Source organism: Shewanella sp. YLB-07 (assembly GCF_009377275.1).
Map to the genome: position 1 here is coordinate 251,890 of NZ_VOQB01000008.1, position 15,065 is coordinate 266,954.

Here is a 15,065-nt window from a genome sequence, read left to right on the forward strand (position 1 = left end):
TAGTGCAGGAAATAGTAATTGGAAAAGATCGGTTTTCAGTAGCTGAGTTGATCGGTAAGGGGGGCGAAGGAGAAGTTTACGCCATCAAGGGGCGCTCCGGGCAGGCGGTCAAAATCTACAACAGAGAGTTGCGTGCTAAGCGTGAAGAGAAGGTACGCGCGGTGGTAGGTGGATGTCTTGCAGTCCAGACAAATCTTATTGCCTATCCCGGTGAGGTAGTGACAGACCGTCATGGCAACTTCCTTGGCTTTGTCATGCGGCTTGTGTTGGGCTATCGCCCACTGCACGAGCTATATAGTCCGAAGTCCCGTCAACGCCATTTTCCGAAGGCGGATTATCGATTCATTGTCCATTCTGCGTTGAATGTCGCACGCGCAGTAGGGAAGGTGCACCAGGCGGGATGTGTTATTGGCGATCTGAACCATTCTGGTATTTTGATCGCGCAAGACGGGAAAGTTGCTTTAATTGACGCTGATAGTTTCCAGTTCAATCTGAATGGCAAGTCTTACCCTTGTGTTGTAGGTGTTCCTGATTTCACGCCCCCCGAATTACATGGGGAAAACCTCGCATCCGTTCAGCGAACCATAGAGCACGATAACTTCGGGTTGGCTGTTGCGATCTTCCATCTTCTGTTCATGGGCCGTCACCCCTACGCTGGGCGCTACAGTGGGCCAGACATTTCTATGGGCGATGCTATTGCCCAGAACCGCTTTGCCTTTTCTCTCACTCGCCAAGCCTCAACACAGACTACTCCGCCGCCTGGAGCATTGAGGCTCGGCATGTTCCCGGACTCAATCTCCGTCGCATTCGAGAACGCATTCGGGCTAACGCCAAGCAAGCGACCAGGTGCAATCGACTGGATACACGCCCTGCAAAGTCTGGAAGGCACACTGAACCGCTGTAACAAGGCAAAAACTCACTTTTACCCAGCCAATGCCAAGAGCTGTATCTGGTGCAAGCAAATGGGCAGCAACGGCTTTGACATGTTTCCGGACCAGACGGCCGTTGAACCGAACATCCCAACTGATACGCGTGGCACGGAACAGGCAATCCGCGAGATTCTAGCGTTCCGTTTCCCCACGGTCCGGGACTTACTATCCGCTACGGCTGAGGAGCATGGTGCTAGTAGCGCGCTCTGCGAAGCTAGGAGCGGAAAGCGCGGGCAGATGCTCAAAGGGGCGCTGATGATGGGCGGCGCTGTTGCAGGGTTCACCTTAGCCGTTCAGTTGTGGCTAGTATGGGGCTGTTTGGCTATCTGGGGATGGGTCACCTTCTCAGACAATAGGGTTGAGTCCCGCTTTTTCCTAAAAGTCTTCGAGGATGCTGATGACCGGGTGCAGCGCGAATTGAACGCCTTTATTCAACGCAACGGGCTCACTGAGGTTTTGAAAGTACATGGTGATCTGGATGCTGCGATTGAGGTCTATAAAAAACATGATAATGAGCTCACTCGTGAATTGAGGGTGATAAAATCTAACCGGGAGTCGCGTCAGCGACAGGCCTACCTTGACCGTTTCTCTATACGCCAAGCAAATATTTCTGGCATTGGCCCCGCAAAGACAGCATCGCTCATTTCCTTCGGTATCGAAACCGCCGCCGATGTGAGCCAGTCTGCTGTTCTGCGAGTACCTGGTTTTGGCGACGTGATGACTGGTAAGCTGGTGTCATGGAAACGTAGGCGTGAGTCCAGATTTAAGTATGATCTGAAGCCGAACGCTCAGGACGTAGCCGACGAAATGACATTACGGAAGCAGTTCGGCGTTCAGAAATTAAAACTCGAGTCCGCGATCCGTAATGGGCTTGGCACTCTGCGAAACGCCAAATCTCAGCTTAATGCGCTGCCAGCTAAAGCACAAAGGGATGAGACACTTACGGATGCGCTTACCGCTCGTGCACAAGCTGAGGCAGATTTGCGCGAGTTGGGCGTATCGGTGCCAATTTCAAAGGTGGTCTTTAAGGTGGCGTCCCCACAGAGACCTGCACCTCTATCGCTGCACTCAAGTGCCAAAACTAGCCCTCCGAGCTGTCCTCATTGCGGTTTCTCAATGCGGAAGCGTTCAGGGCGCAACGGGCGATTCTGGGGCTGTTCGCATTATCCGAGCTGCAAGGGGACGCGGAACATTTGATACAATTTTATGACTCTTACAGCTATTCAACGTTAATGAATGTCCGCATCTGAACCGATGGTCGCATAATCTGGAGGCCGACGAGGTTCAGGTGCAGGCTCTTTTGCGGCATACCATACAAATAGGGTCTAGTAAGCTATTGACCCAAAGCTTGTTAGTAAAATTACTCAGTCTTTTTTAGCGAACAGAATTTGCCATTAGTACAGTTTTTGAATAATTTGAGAATGTATTACTGGATCTCAGCAATAAGTGCCAACCAAGTTCAAGTGTCAAAATCTTATGGGTGTCTAGTTAACATGGCTGCATAAAACTAACCAGATTGATATTTTAATTAAAATAAATTAATAGCTTATAGGCTATTTAACGCTCATGATGTCAGTATCGGTATGTGGTGAATAGCCTCCTTTTTATGCTGGGTGGCTCGATAATTTCTAGTTCAAACTTTATGATAATCGTTATTAACCTTAACTAAAATATAATTGGAACGGCACTCATGAAAGAGTTTTCAAATAGAGCATTTAATGTAAAGCATGTACCTCAATGGGAATGTCCCACATGTCAAAAAGGTTTATTAGAAGTCTCTGGTTCATTAAAGCTAGAAGAACAAGCTGATACGTTACACTCGCATGATCATCCTGAATATAGTCATGAATGGGTTAGCTTCACCGTTCAAGGTGCTCTTAAGTGTAATAATAGGAGATGTTTAGAGCACGTTATGATGGTTGGTAATGGTAGTGTAGACCTTGAGCAATACTACGATGAAAGAGGGCAAACTCAAGGTGAATATCATACTTATTGCGAGCCTAAATATTTCCAACCTCATTTGAAAATTTTTAATATCCCCGAGTATGTCCCCCAAAATATTGCAGCAATGCTTGATAAATCATTCGCACTATTTTTTTGTGATAGTGACTCCTGCGGTAATAGAATTCGTGCCTGTGTAGAAGTTTTACTTGAAGAAGTCGGAATTCCCAAGTTGAATGAGAAACAAAAATTTGTCTCATTAGATAGCCGAATCAAGCAACTAGCTGAAAAAGATGATGAAGTTAAGGTGCTGTTATTGGCCATCAAATGGCTGGGGAATATAGGTACTCATGGTGCAGATGACTTGAGCCGGAAAGATACGCTTGATGCATATAAAATAATGCAACGTGTATTTGAGTTTCTCTTTAAGCCAGAAGATGACCACTCAGAAATTCATGAACTAGCTGTACGTATTGTTAAAGCTAGAGGGCCTGTCTCTCATAAAGTTATCGTAACTTAATGGTAACGACAATTATCATGGCATTGCTGTAACTAACCTTTGCCTCAAGGTTTATTAGAACAGTTACTTACTGACATTCTTTTATCGGTTTAAGTGAGAGTTCTTAGATAGTTACAGCCTCTGGTAAGTAAGACAGAAATATTCTCAGTCTGTACTGCCTCGAGTCTTATGGATAAATGTCACCTAAGCTCGGACAGTCCAACAAAATAGGTACTTACCAGTGCAGTGCTTCAGGGTGAGAGTGCGAACGTTTTTCGAACTAATTCAGAGTGATGTTCAATCAGAGTTTGGCCTGTTTTTACTAAAAAAAACAGTCCTGCATAGGTGTCCAGCGTGCATCTTAAGCACTCGGTATGTAATCCACACTCTCATGCTCTTGCCCTCTATGGGGGAATATATCTAGAAATAATTGAAAGGAAACAGACTTGGCAAAAGATACTCTGGAGGTAAATACATTTTGCCTAGCCGGATTTGAACCGACGACCTTCATTAACATAAGTAAATGACGCTCTACCAACTGAGCTATAGACCTCGGGGAATATTCTCACGATAGAGTGTAAATATCAATAAAAATCAATGGGGATTACCTTAGTATTCTCTTCTTCTGATCAGTTCTTTTATGCAGCTACTTACAATAGAATTTGAAATTCCAAGTTTCGTTGCTATTGGCTTATGGGGGTGTTTTGGCCAGTGGGCTCTTGGTGTATTTGGAAGTTCATTTTTTACTTTAGAAACCCATGATTCAGTATAAGTAAGTCTTAACCATTTCTCTAAATCTTCATGTTTTTTAATGAGGTTACTCTTTTCTAATGATGGTTGTGCTGGAGTATTATTTTTAGGTTTTTGTAATAAAATACCTTCGATAGAACATATTTCACTTGAAATTTTTAGACAGGCTCTTTCAATGTTTTCATGCTGCTTGATGAAGGGTTTAAGATCTAGGATAGCATCCTGAGCCTCTGATAATTGTTTAATAAATTGAGCTACTGCGGTATTTGTTCCTATTTCAGAGGATAAAGACTGATTTATATGAAAAACCAAATATTTTGATGATATCAGCAGTAGTGTTCTGAATTCTTTTAATTTTACAGATAATTCTTCTGACTTTAACTTTACTCTAGTATTTTTTAGGGATTGTTCGTACTCCTTTAGGTATTTTCCATATGAAAAAGATTTAAGATCTTTTATATATGTTGAAACATCGCTTGAAAAACCTGAAATCCTTCTTTCTACATCACTAGTGTGAAGCAGAAGGAGTGTGCTTGAGTCTCGTTCAGATGAAACCTTAGATATTAAAATTGCAATAACGGTCAAGCCAAAAACAGCGACTAAAACAGAAATTATTCGGCCAAACCCAAGTGGTAATATATCTCCATAGCCTAGAGTAGTTATAGTTACGCCCATAAAATATAACGAAGATAAAAATATATCAATACTGTCACAAATGGGTTTGCCATCGGATGATAACTTACATCCAAGTGTATTAAGATCTAAGCCATGTTTTGTTGAAATTTGGGTGGTCACCAAAAAGTAGAGCACTGAAGTTAACCAAACTAAAACTGTTACTTTCGCCAACTTTTTGTAAGGTATAGAATATAAAATGCGGCCGAATTCGGTAGTCAAGTGCTCTTTATTATGAGGTTTACTCTTATTTATTTGTAAACTGTTATTTTTCATATAAATTACAACACCATAAAGTTATATGGCAGAACTATAAGTTCTGCCATTGTTGTGGTCAACTAATATTGGTCACGTTCTTAGAGAGTTTAACCTGAGCAACTGTAGTGACCTAGCTAAGGTGAGCTGAGGCCATCACTGAGAGGAGTTAAAATCTGCACCATACACAGTGCAAAGGGAAGAGAGCGTGAGGTATATTATGTAGTTGACCCATGGCTATCAAACCACTTTGGGCTTGATACTAAAGCTGACTACTTGTTGAGGCTTTATATGTTGGTGTGACTAGAGCTATGAGTAAGCTTTTGATAGCAAAAGTATGTGTGGTCAGACGAATTATAAAAACGCCGCTACGGATGATATGAACATACTCGATGAGATCTTTTTTCAAGAAAAGTTGTACACGTAACACGTAACACGCCCCCTGTGTCAGGATTGTTGTCACCCCTTAAAATCATCCAATAATTAAATAGAGGGGGCGGTCAATGAGAGCTCAATGGCACGATATTCATATGAACGTAAAGAAGCGGTTTTAAAGAAGTTATTGCCACCACAAAATATGACGGTCACTGAAGTTGCACGTAGCGAGGGGATTTCCTATCAAACCCTGTATCATTGGCGAGATAAAGCCAGAAAAGAAGGTCGCCCCGTGCCAGGTAAAACATTAACAACTGATGACTGGTCAGCTGAAGCTAAGCTTGCTGTCATCATCGAAACCGCTTCAATGTCTGAAACTGAAGTTAGCCAATATTGCCGAGAAAAGGGATTATTTAGAGAGCAAGTTCAGCAGTGGAAGCTAGATTGTTTAGGCGGGTTTCAGTCAACTGAGTCTCAAGCTAAAGCGGTTAAAGTACAGGCTAAAGCTGATAAGGCAGAGATTAAATCGTTAAAGCGAGAGCTTAAATATAAAGAGAAGGCGCTGGCAGAAACTGCAGCATTATTGGTGCTGAGAAAAAAGCTCAACGCGCTGTGGGAGGACGACAGCGAGGAGAGTTAACACCACTCGTTGAGCGACTTAGGTTAGTGAACCTAATCCTTGAAGCGCAAACTAGCGGAGCTCGATTAGATATGGCGTGTGAAGAAGCCATGCTGAGTAAACGTACCTACCGCCGTTGGTATCATGCTGGAAAAGTCCAAGCTGATTTAAGACCAATGGTGACTAGGCCCGAGCCTGCCAATAAACTTAGCAATGTTGAGCGCCAGCAAGTATTAGATAAGTGCAACGAGCCAGCATTTGCCAGCTTACCGTCCTCACAAATAGTACCGACACTGCTCGATGAAGGTATCTATATCGCTTCAGAATCAACTTTTTATCGGGTTCTAAAAGCTAATGCCCAGCTAAACCGTCGTGGACGTAGCCAAAGCATAACAAAGAGAAGTAAACCAGCGGCATACGTGGCAGATGCACCGAATAAAGTTTGGTCTTGGGACATCACTTATTTAGCCTCGGTCACCAAAGGCCAGTTCTATTACCTGTATATGTTTGAAGATATTTATAGCCGTAAAGTTGTTGGTTATGAAGTTCACGAGCAAGAGTGTGGCGAGCTTGCTGCCGAGTTAATGCAACGCAATATGCTACGCGAACAGTGCTTTAGGCAACCGCTGGTGCTGCACTCCGATAATGGTGCGCCAATGAAATCGCTGACGATGAAAGCTAAGCTTGAAGAGCTAGGTGTTACCGCTTCGCTAAGCAGACCATGTGTAAGCAACGATAATCCCTACTCGGAATCGTTATTTAGAACGTTAAAATATCGACCACAGTGGCCTCGTTCAGGATTTAAAAGCCTCACAGAAGCAAGGGAGTGGGTGGAAACATTTGTCAGTTGGTACAACAATGAGCATAAGCACAGTAAGCTTAATTTTGTGTCTCCTGGCGTGCGTCATAAGATGCAAGATCAGAAGGTTTTATCTAAACGAAAGCGGGTACTGGAAGATGCTAGGGTCAGAAACCCCAAGCGCTGGCCTAATGGTATCAGGAACTGTGATGCTATCGGTGAGGTGATGCTGAACCCAGATAAAGAGCCCGAAACTGAAGAAAGAAATGTAGCTTAAAGTTTAAGTAAAGAGTGCCAACTATCTTGAAAAACACCGAGTGGAAGATGCGTACCGCCCTTGGATTCAAATCGATGGCTGGGGCAGAAGCCACAATAGCCGGTGTCGAGTTATGGCAAATGCTTCGCAAAGGTCAAATGGAAGGTGCAGGTAAGATGACGTTATGGGAACAATTCTATTCTTTAGCGGTTTAACCGTGCGTGGAGGAAACTGCGATCACTTCGTTTCTCGAAGATGCGACAGAACCCGGCTACGCGGCCTATCCTTATTAGTTATATTTTTGTACTTAGATCAACAGTCCCACAACCCCAATCACCATCTTCTTGCTTGGTAATGACTAAATTAATTTTAGAAAGGAAATCGCTTTTTTTTGCCATCCATTTAACTAACTTTATTTTAGTATCGGTACCGAGATAATCTTTTTGTTTTATGTGTGACTGTAAAATATCTTGGATTGTTCCTGCAGCGAAGTCAGTCACACTCAAAAGATCACTTGTTAAAGGATCATTTTTGAATGGTTTTGCAAAACCGATAATATCAAATTCATAGTCACAGTACATTTTTAAGACATTACCATATATTTTTTGGGTATCATCAAATGAACGAACCTTACCATTTTCATTAATGGTGTCGTTGTCACAAAGCCAAAGCGTTTTTTGTCCAGAGTGCCCAAGAATACTTATGAACATACATAATGGATGTAATACCCTAAGAAGTTTTTCTGCTTCCTTACCTTTCCATCCATGAAACCCATGTTTCGAAAGGTACTCGACTATTTGTTTGTGTGATTCGTGTTTATTTAAACCAAAGACTGTCTCTATATTTCGATCAATTGAAACTGTAACTAATACGCCATGTATATATTTATCAACCAGTTCTAAATATTCAGATAACGCTCGTTTTATTGGACCGTATCTTAAATCTTTGTAATTGAGTTCTTTAAAAGGATTATCTAAGGAATACTTTTCTCTAAGTGCTTTTACATTTTCCTCAAACACAAAACGCTTGTCAGCAGAAAGTATTAGAAATGCATAAGTTGAGTAGTCAGCCCCTTTATGTTCACCGCCAAAGTCAGACATTATGAAAATACCTTTATCTGAATTGAAATCTGGCAATTCTGGAATTTCATAGATGTGTTTTGCTAGCAGTCTTGCATATAGAGGGTAATCATCATTCATACGCTCAAATTTATACATATTTTTCTTTTTGACTTTCAAGAATACCCCATAACTGAAAAATATAACAGCTTGCTCAATAGCAGCACGATAACGTTTCAGGCTGCTCAATTTATACTCCAAGGGTACCATCGCTAAGTCATTGTTGTAAATCGAATATTTTTCGTGAATATGTAAATAATTCTAAAAATACTGCCAGAGAAAGAATGCGTCTTCGTTTACGAGATCTATACAACACTTTTTAATATTTCGCAGTAGATTGATATATATCGGTTTTATCGAATATCATAAAATTACCGATGCGTATAAAGCTCATTTTTCGCATCTTTTGGCGAAGAACCATAGGCAGTTAACCAAAGTCACTGTTGAGGCCGCATTAAATGCTGAACTCGATTATCACTTAGGCTATCAAAAAAACGAGAAGGTCGCGGCTGGTAATAACCGCAATGGCTACTCCCACAAACAAATAAAGACCGAAGATGGATGCTTCGAGTTAGACACTCCCCGTGACCGAAATGGTAGCTTTGAGCCTGAGATTGTTAAAAAGAACCAAAGCCGCTTCACCTCGATGGATGACAAAATTTTACATCTTTATGCGAAAGGAATGACGACACGAGATATTGTCGATACCTTTGATGAGATGTATGGCGCAGAGATATCACCAACGCTAATTTCTCGCGTCACTAACTCAGTCCTCGAGCGTGTCGTCGAGTGGCAATCTCGTCCGCTAGAACCCGTGTATCCTATCGTTTACCTTGACTGTATTGTGGTTAACAGTAAGGTCATCAACAAAGCTATTTTCCTCGCGCTTGGCGTTAACCTCGAAGGCCATAAAGAGTTACTTGGCATGTGGATAGCTGAGAACGAGGGCGCTAAGTTTTGGTTAAATGTGCTGACAGAGCTTCAAAATCGTGGACTCAAAGATATCCTTATCGCCTGCATTGACGGTCTAAAAGGTTTTCCTGATGCCATAAATACCGTGTTCGCAAACACTCAAATCCAGCTCTGCATCGTCCATATGGTTCGAAACTCGATGAAGTTTGTGCCGTACAAAGATTACAAGGCGGTGACAGCTGATTTAAAGAGGATTTACCAGTCAGTGACCGAAGAGGAAGCGTTGCTTAATTTGGAATGTTTTGGCGAGCAATGGGACGCTAAATATCCTAGTATCTCAGCATCCTGGCACAGGCACTGGACTAATCTTAATACGCTATTTAATTACCCTCAAGACATCCGGAAAGCCATCTATACAACCAATGTTATCGAGTCATTAAACAGTGTGATTAGGAAAGCAATCAAGAATCGTAAGCTCTTCCCAAATGATGACTCAGCGAAGAAAGTCGTTTACTTGGCGATCATTCAAGCTTCGAAGAAGTGGACCATGCCGATAAGAAACTGGAAACCAGCACTCAATCGTTTTATTATTGAATTTGAAGATCGAATAGCAGACTACATATAAAATAGGTAGTTACACAGAATCTGCTACAGGGTCGGCCAATCTTATAATTTACTGGCCAGCTCATCCGAAACTATTACATTACCAAATTTAACTTGCTCAATCAGATCAGGCTTCCAATCCTGGGTGTTTTCCATTGAAGATTCCGAACTGACAATTATTCCATCACGTTTATGCCCAAATAAAACAAACACCAATACATTAGGTAACCGAACAGAATCCCAAACTAAACCGTCAAAATTTGGATATTCACCGTGTATATCTTTGGCAAGGCTACGACATGCTTTGATTGATTTTAGTTGTGTGGAGTTAAATAACTCATCAAAGGTGTATCTCCAAAAAGGCTTAGAGCCATCTTTGAGGAAAGTGCTCCTGAGATCTGCAAATTTTAACATATTTGAAAATTGAACTGTCGATACTTCAATTCTTTCTATAGAGTTCGACTGAAGTGTTGTTATATCAGCACCATAAGGACGAATAACTGATTCGAAATATGCCGCTCTTGCTGTTTCAGCGAGATATATAGCGGGTATAACCTCTGAACAGGATCTAAATGGGGAAAACCTTCCTTCGACCGTTATGCCATTTAGACTTTTTGGGAAAAGTTCAAATGTCCAATCTAGGTTACTAAAAGGATTAGGGTCGAGTGCATCGTAAGCTCGGTCTCCATTCTCTAAGTATTCTTTACGGATAATTCGTTGTAGTTGTTTACCACTTTTGACTTCATAAGTTGGTGGTTTAGTCATCCGCAGTAAACCTTAAGTTTCCTTGGATACTATTAGATTTAAACAAACCAGCTAAAATGATTAAATCATCAAATTTGTCCTTGTCATCAAGGCAATCGGCTGGTGCAGCATCCAAGTCTTCTGAATAGGTAGTGAACCAATCGTAAACCCCCCAATCATTTAGACCAGCAAGGATGCGGCTAAGAGTCGGGATTATATGCCAAACTTTCATTTTTTCTAGATCGACTTGAAAGATAGGAATGCGTACAGATCTTGCCTGTCCAAAAGAGAAAGCAAATAGCTCTCTGTCGTCTTTTAATCTAGTAATTATCCGTGACGGATTAGCATTCTCCCCATGACCAAGCAATAATGTGGCTTTCGCTGGAATGACTAGCGGGTAATTTCTTTCTTTGGTTTCGATTCTATTGAGATGTGCAGCCACTGCTAGCTGAGCTTCTGATAGATGGTTTTCGCGCACAAAATCCTTGCTTGCAAGAAATTTATTTAGTGCAGCCTTATTTAGAGTCTCTATAACATTTTCAATGCCATAGCTGTCTAGATTCGCACAGAGGATAATCTTTAAATCATTGATTCTATCATCGATATTATCCGAGTGTAGTTCTGCTTGAAGTGCTGGCTTACAGGCATCAGACAAATTTATAATTAATTCAAGATCAGAAGGTGTCGGATCAGTTTTAGAGGAAGACAGTTTCCATTTAGGTTTTCTTGTTTGTGATTTACCAGTGAGAGTAGTTGGCATGTGACCTCCATATAGATCGAAATGAGAAAAATTTGTCATTAGATTCGACCACTATGTATAAATGTAGCACATTACAAAAAAAAACAACTATACTTGAATAGACGATATCTGTACATGACCTCCGTTCGTAATACATGCAATAAGGTGTCACCGATGGTAAAACAGTACATTCGAATGACAAGGAAGACTACTGCCCAATGCAGGTTTTGTCATTTCGTGCGCTCTAACAAGTCATAAAAGCGGAACAAAAAATGCTCCTTCGTCGCTTAATGAGGCGTTACCGTATATCCGATTGCAATACTTTCCATAATGCCAATAGCTATTTCTAGAGCTTTAGATCTAACATATTTTTGTCCACTTCTTAGTTAACTCGAACCTACATTACCTTGTGATCACCAAGGGACTTTTAATTAGCTACCAGATTTTTCGTGTCCTGTTTCCCCCAGCCGCTATCCATTACGATTAACCACATGAATATGAAAACTTCCCTCGATCATCTGCCTGAGCTGAAAATCCATGAGTTGAAATGTGCCGTGGCTACCATTCGTCAATTTGTTGAACCGCAGATGATCATTCTGTTCGGCAGCTATGCTTGTGGTGACTGGGTCGAAGATCTCGATAAGGATACGCTGCAGTTTCGCTACCAAAGTGACTTTGACCTACTTGTGGTGATGGAAACTCGTCAACAAGCTAGTCAGGTCGAACAGAATGACCGCCTCAGTCAGCGGTTGTTGGCACATGCTCACGGACGCCCGTTAGCGTGATAGCCGAAGACATTGCCTTCATCCATAGACGTATCAGCAAAAGTCAGTACTTCTATATCAATATCAAGCGTGAAGGCATTATGTTGTATGATATGTGCAACTTTACCCTGGGTGAAGCGAAAGAGTTGACGGCACAGGAACGACATCTTTTGGCGCAGAAAGATTTTGATTACTCGATGAAGAGTGCTGATAATTTTTATATTGCCCATGGGCTTATGCTGGAAAGAGATTCTCTTAATATTGCCGCTTTCTTATTACATCAAGCAACAGAGCACCTTTATAGTGCCATCTTACTAGTCTTTACCCGCTATAAACCCAATAGCCATGATTTAAAAAAATTAGGCGGCTGAGTCGCGGGTATTGAGCCTGAGTTTCTCACCGTATTCCCGATGGGCACTGAAGAGGAGCGCTGGCGCTTTAAATTGTTGCGAAAAGGCTATGTCGATGCCCGTTATAAACCCAGCTATGTGATCACCCCCGAAGAACTCGAATGGTTAGGTCAGAGAGTGGAATATCTGCAAGCACTGACAGAACGTCTGTGTAAAGCCAAGATCGCCAGTTATTTGGAGTAACATTGATTCATGCGTTTTGAAGCCATAGCTGTGGGCTGTCGCCACTTTGCCGCCATTTGGTCATTTGTCGCCATTGAGAAACGATGAATAAATGGTTATTTTGGAAGAGTTTTACGCTGAATTAGGGGAGGGGTAGTGCGTAACAGACTGAATTTAAGCAATAAAAAAAGGCCAACCCGTTAGGGTTGGCCTTTCTTAGTATTTGGTGGAGGCGGCGGGGCTCGAACCCGCGTCCAAAAAGCCTACATACTTGGACGTGGACATTAAGAAAATTGAAAGCCGACGAACTGTATAGCGACAAAGTATATATAACATTACCTGGCGAAATTAAATGGGGGCTGAGTTGAAGCGCCTTCTAACAAGAAAAGGCAGTCGAATGGCTTCGCCGCATGCTGCTTTGAGCGTTGGTAACCACCTTAATTCGTAATCTCACTTTTACCCAATAGCTCGGCTATTGGTTTTTTGGTGATGGCGTCGTTTAGGTGATCGGGTGCGAAGTGGGCGTAGCGCATGGTGTCTTTGATGTCGGAGTGGCCGAGGATCTGTTTCTTCACTTTTCTGAAAAGAAGGATATTGCCGCCGTTCATCATAAAGTGGCTGGCGAATGTTTGTCATCATTATTTAACATAGACATAAGCGTAATTAATAACTAAGACACCCATAATTCTTGATGATTTTTCGAGCTGAACTAAGCTAAAATTATCACAATGAAATGAGGCCGATTTCTTTCAAGATAGTTGGCTAGACCAAGAAGTACGTTAGTGAGTTTAGAACCTTTTATTTAACGAGAAACCCTTTCTATCACTGCATTTCTAGTCTAGATGTACTCGCATGGCGTGGCTTACGGGAGTCGATAAATACTCATGCAAGTCATACGAGCATCGGCGTGAGTGGGTTGAGTCTAGGATACTTGAGTTAGCTCAAGTTTTTGCTGTTGATGTGTTAGCAATGCACTGGGAGCCTGAATTTTCTCATTTTAAAGAAGCTTCAGTTCTTGTTGAATCTGCTGACGTTGAACCGGGGATAGGGCACGTACCAGTTCAGACACAATAGCGCTGGACGTTCGAGAGCTAGGGCTTAACGTGTGACTGAAACTGAGATTGGTCACGAAGGTGTGGCCACATTCAGGTTTACTGCAAGAGCAATACAGATCGGCATGGGCTAGACTTAGTTGGTTGGTCTTACCGATAATTGCTACAGAACCACAATCCGGACAAATTACTCGCATCACAATCTCCCAATTGTCTATTTTGGTTAGTTTACGCGATAGTACTGTTTTTTGAATAGTAACCCTGGCTGTGTATTATTTAACCGATTGTACGTTTTTTAGACTAAACTTGTCACACTTGAAGTAGAAGGATTTATGGGCGTGTCAAACTCGTAAGGTTACCTTGCTTGAATGGTTCGTACTATAGATGTTATGTCTCTTCTGGAGACTACTTCAAAGTATCCGATCGAGTGTGACAAGGAGGTCTTTCAATTGATTTCGAAGATAATTACACGAGTATGCCTTGTCATTTCATTGCTCCTAATAGCCTTATGGTTGTTCCTTTCCCTGAACACAGCTGTTGATACTTTCAATGTACCTCCTACCAATCGGCTTTACCTGATGTTAATTGCCGCGTTTGTTTCTGTTGATGGTGTTAGCACGCAAAGACGGGGGCGAAGAGCTCTAGAGGCGCAGGCAATTGAACATCTAAAGCAAACACAAAAAGAGAGGTAATTATGTCAGTAAATCAAATAACTTATCAAGAAGCTAGAGGTCTAATGCAACAAGGAGATGTAATAGCATTTGGTGGTAAAGGTCATTTTTCAGAAATAATTAAATTTGCCACTTTTTCTAGTATTTCTCATACTGCAGCTATCCTGCAAACAAAAATACCAGATGATGATACGGGGAGAGTTTTTAATCAAATTATTGAATCAGCCTCATTGAATGGTTTCAATGGAGTCAATGTCTCTAGATTTAGTGACAGACTCAATAGTTATGAAGGTGAGGTTTGGTGGTTACCATTAAAAAAGGGCATTAGAGAGTCAAGATTTGATAAAATCAAGTATTTCAATTTTCTATTTAACCAAGCTAAAGATAGAAAAGAATATGATATGCCTCAGGCTATAAAGTCAGCTATTGATGCGTTAGATAGCCTGCCGTTCGGAATGCATGGGCCTACCTATAATAAGGAAGATTTTAGTAAATTCTTCTGCTCAGAGCTTGTTTCTGCTGCTTTAGAAGTGTCAGGAGCTGTAGATAGTATAAATGCATCGGAAGTAACGCCTATTGATTTGTGTCGATGGAATATTTACGAAGACAGTTATTATCAATTAAAAGGCGACTCAAGCAAGCGCATTTCTCGTTTCAATACAGCAAATCCGTCAGATTGGAATGTGTAAAGAGTACTAATCAGTTGAGGTCTGTGGCAGCTACGTGCCGCTGACCTCACTATTTAGACTAACCTTACAACGCTTTTTTGCACTGGGCGAATCAACCTTGTAAAGT

Annotated in this window: 12 protein-coding genes and 4 pseudogenes; 10 read left to right on the plus strand and 6 right to left on the minus strand. The window is 41.7% G+C overall.

All coding sequences use genetic code 11. From position 1 onward, the window contains the following. The first annotated feature begins 2 nt into the window (after nt 1–2). The gene (locus FS373_RS18655) at nt 3–2,126 is read left to right on the plus strand and encodes a helix-hairpin-helix domain-containing protein (RefSeq protein ID WP_152830224.1); all 2,124 of its coding nucleotides are present in this window, start codon (nt 3–5) and stop codon (nt 2,124–2,126) included. 493 nt (nt 2,127–2,619) lie between these two features. Further along, nucleotides 2,620–3,390 (plus strand): DUF4145 domain-containing protein, encoded by a 771-nt coding sequence (locus tag FS373_RS18660; RefSeq protein WP_152830226.1) that lies wholly within the window; start codon nt 2,620–2,622, stop codon nt 3,388–3,390. 588 nt (nt 3,391–3,978) lie between these two features. Here FS373_RS18660 and FS373_RS18665 read toward each other — a convergent pair. Then, nucleotides 3,979–5,067, minus strand: coding sequence for a potassium channel family protein (locus tag FS373_RS18665; RefSeq protein WP_152830229.1), 1,089 nt, complete (start codon nt 5,065–5,067; stop codon nt 3,979–3,981). Between the two features lie 493 nt (nt 5,068–5,560). On the opposite strand from FS373_RS18665, the gene FS373_RS18670 reads away from it, so the two are divergent. Together FS373_RS18670 and FS373_RS18675 are read left to right on the plus strand one after the other, a co-directional pair. Continuing rightward, nucleotides 5,561–7,116, plus strand: a protein-coding gene (locus FS373_RS18670) for an IS3 family transposase (RefSeq protein WP_416221768.1) whose coding sequence is annotated in 2 segments (ribosomal slippage) — nt 5,561–6,014 and nt 6,014–7,116 — 1,557 coding nt in all. Because the reading frame shifts where the segments join, the coding sequence is not laid out codon by codon here. 44 nt (nt 7,117–7,160) lie between these two features. Further along, nucleotides 7,161–7,310: pseudogene (locus FS373_RS18675) on the plus strand (IS6 family transposase); the annotation flags it as partial. A gap of 78 nt (nt 7,311–7,388) precedes the next feature. Here FS373_RS18675 and FS373_RS18680 read toward each other — a convergent pair. Continuing rightward, nucleotides 7,389–8,402: a hypothetical protein gene (locus FS373_RS18680; RefSeq protein ID WP_227992986.1), complete on the minus strand. Its 1,014-nt coding sequence runs from the start codon at nt 8,400–8,402 to the stop codon at nt 7,389–7,391. Nucleotides 8,403–8,634: 232 nt separating this feature from the next. On the opposite strand from FS373_RS18680, the pseudogene FS373_RS18685 reads away from it, so the two are divergent. Then, nucleotides 8,635–9,750: pseudogene (locus FS373_RS18685) on the plus strand (IS256 family transposase); the annotation flags it as partial. Nucleotides 9,751–9,791: 41 nt separating this feature from the next. On the opposite strand, the gene FS373_RS18690 reads toward FS373_RS18685, so the two are convergent. Beyond that, nucleotides 9,792–10,493 carry an RES family NAD+ phosphorylase gene (locus FS373_RS18690; RefSeq protein WP_152830232.1) on the minus strand — a complete coding sequence of 234 codons (702 nt, stop codon included), beginning with the start codon at nt 10,491–10,493 and terminating at the stop codon, nt 9,792–9,794. After that, complete coding sequence (locus tag FS373_RS18695; protein ID WP_152830234.1) at nt 10,486–11,232, minus strand: hypothetical protein; 747 nt, start codon at nt 11,230–11,232, stop codon at nt 10,486–10,488. The genes FS373_RS18690 and FS373_RS18695 overlap by 8 nt, the downstream gene beginning before the upstream one ends. Nucleotides 11,233–11,702: 470 nt before the next feature. Between FS373_RS18695 and FS373_RS18700 the strand changes: the two genes are divergently transcribed. From FS373_RS18700 to FS373_RS18710, 3 genes are read left to right on the plus strand one after another with little or no spacing between them, the layout of a single operon-like run. Further along, nucleotides 11,703–11,996, plus strand: a complete 294-nt coding sequence (locus FS373_RS18700; protein WP_152830236.1) for a nucleotidyltransferase domain-containing protein — start codon at nt 11,703–11,705, stop codon at nt 11,994–11,996. Further along, on the plus strand, nt 11,993–12,346 hold the full coding sequence (locus FS373_RS32600) for a HEPN domain-containing protein (protein ID WP_152830238.1): 354 nt from the start codon (nt 11,993–11,995) through the stop codon (nt 12,344–12,346). Before FS373_RS18700 ends, FS373_RS32600 begins: the two co-directional genes overlap by 4 nt. Before the next feature lie 39 nt (nt 12,347–12,385). Continuing rightward, a complete protein-coding gene (locus FS373_RS18710; RefSeq protein WP_152830240.1) occupies nt 12,386–12,568 on the plus strand; it encodes a hypothetical protein in 183 nt (60 codons plus the stop codon). Nucleotides 12,569–12,984: 416 nt separating this feature from the next. On the opposite strand, the pseudogene FS373_RS32605 reads toward FS373_RS18710, so the two are convergent. Continuing rightward, a pseudogene (locus tag FS373_RS32605) lies at nt 12,985–13,176 on the minus strand (hypothetical protein); the annotation flags it as partial. 129 nt (nt 13,177–13,305) lie between these two features. Here FS373_RS32605 and FS373_RS32160 point away from each other — a divergent pair. Further along, nucleotides 13,306–13,516 (plus strand): annotated as a pseudogene (locus FS373_RS32160) (transposase); the annotation flags it as partial. A gap of 28 nt (nt 13,517–13,544) precedes the next feature. Here the strand turns inward: FS373_RS32160 and FS373_RS18725 are convergent. Further along, nucleotides 13,545–13,796, minus strand: a complete 252-nt coding sequence (locus FS373_RS18725) for an ogr/Delta-like zinc finger family protein (RefSeq protein WP_152830243.1) — start codon at nt 13,794–13,796, stop codon at nt 13,545–13,547. A gap of 497 nt (nt 13,797–14,293) precedes the next feature. Here FS373_RS18725 and FS373_RS18730 point away from each other — a divergent pair, with 497 nt between their 5' ends. Beyond that, nucleotides 14,294–14,959, plus strand: coding sequence for a hypothetical protein (locus FS373_RS18730; RefSeq protein WP_152830245.1), 666 nt, complete (start codon nt 14,294–14,296; stop codon nt 14,957–14,959). Nucleotides 14,960–15,065: the final 106 nt, after the last annotated feature.

What these genes read in the sequence shown, in the direction of transcription:
- FS373_RS18725 (WP_152830243.1), bottom strand. Translation starts at nt 13,796, where the DNA reads ATGCGAGTAATTTGTCCGGATTGTGGTTCTGTAGCAATTATCGGTAAG.
- FS373_RS18690 (WP_152830232.1), bottom strand. Translation starts at nt 10,493, where the DNA reads ATGACTAAACCACCAACTTATGAAGTCAAAAGTGGTAAACAACTACAA.
- FS373_RS18665 (WP_152830229.1), bottom strand. Translation starts at nt 5,067, where the DNA reads ATGAAAAATAACAGTTTACAAATAAATAAGAGTAAACCTCATAATAAA.
- FS373_RS18710 (WP_152830240.1), top strand. Translation starts at nt 12,386, where the DNA reads ATGGGCACTGAAGAGGAGCGCTGGCGCTTTAAATTGTTGCGAAAAGGC.
- FS373_RS18695 (WP_152830234.1), bottom strand. Translation starts at nt 11,232, where the DNA reads ATGCCAACTACTCTCACTGGTAAATCACAAACAAGAAAACCTAAATGG.
- FS373_RS18660 (WP_152830226.1), top strand. Translation starts at nt 2,620, where the DNA reads ATGAAAGAGTTTTCAAATAGAGCATTTAATGTAAAGCATGTACCTCAA.
- FS373_RS18700 (WP_152830236.1), top strand. Translation starts at nt 11,703, where the DNA reads ATGAATATGAAAACTTCCCTCGATCATCTGCCTGAGCTGAAAATCCAT.
- FS373_RS18730 (WP_152830245.1), top strand. Translation starts at nt 14,294, where the DNA reads ATGTCAGTAAATCAAATAACTTATCAAGAAGCTAGAGGTCTAATGCAA.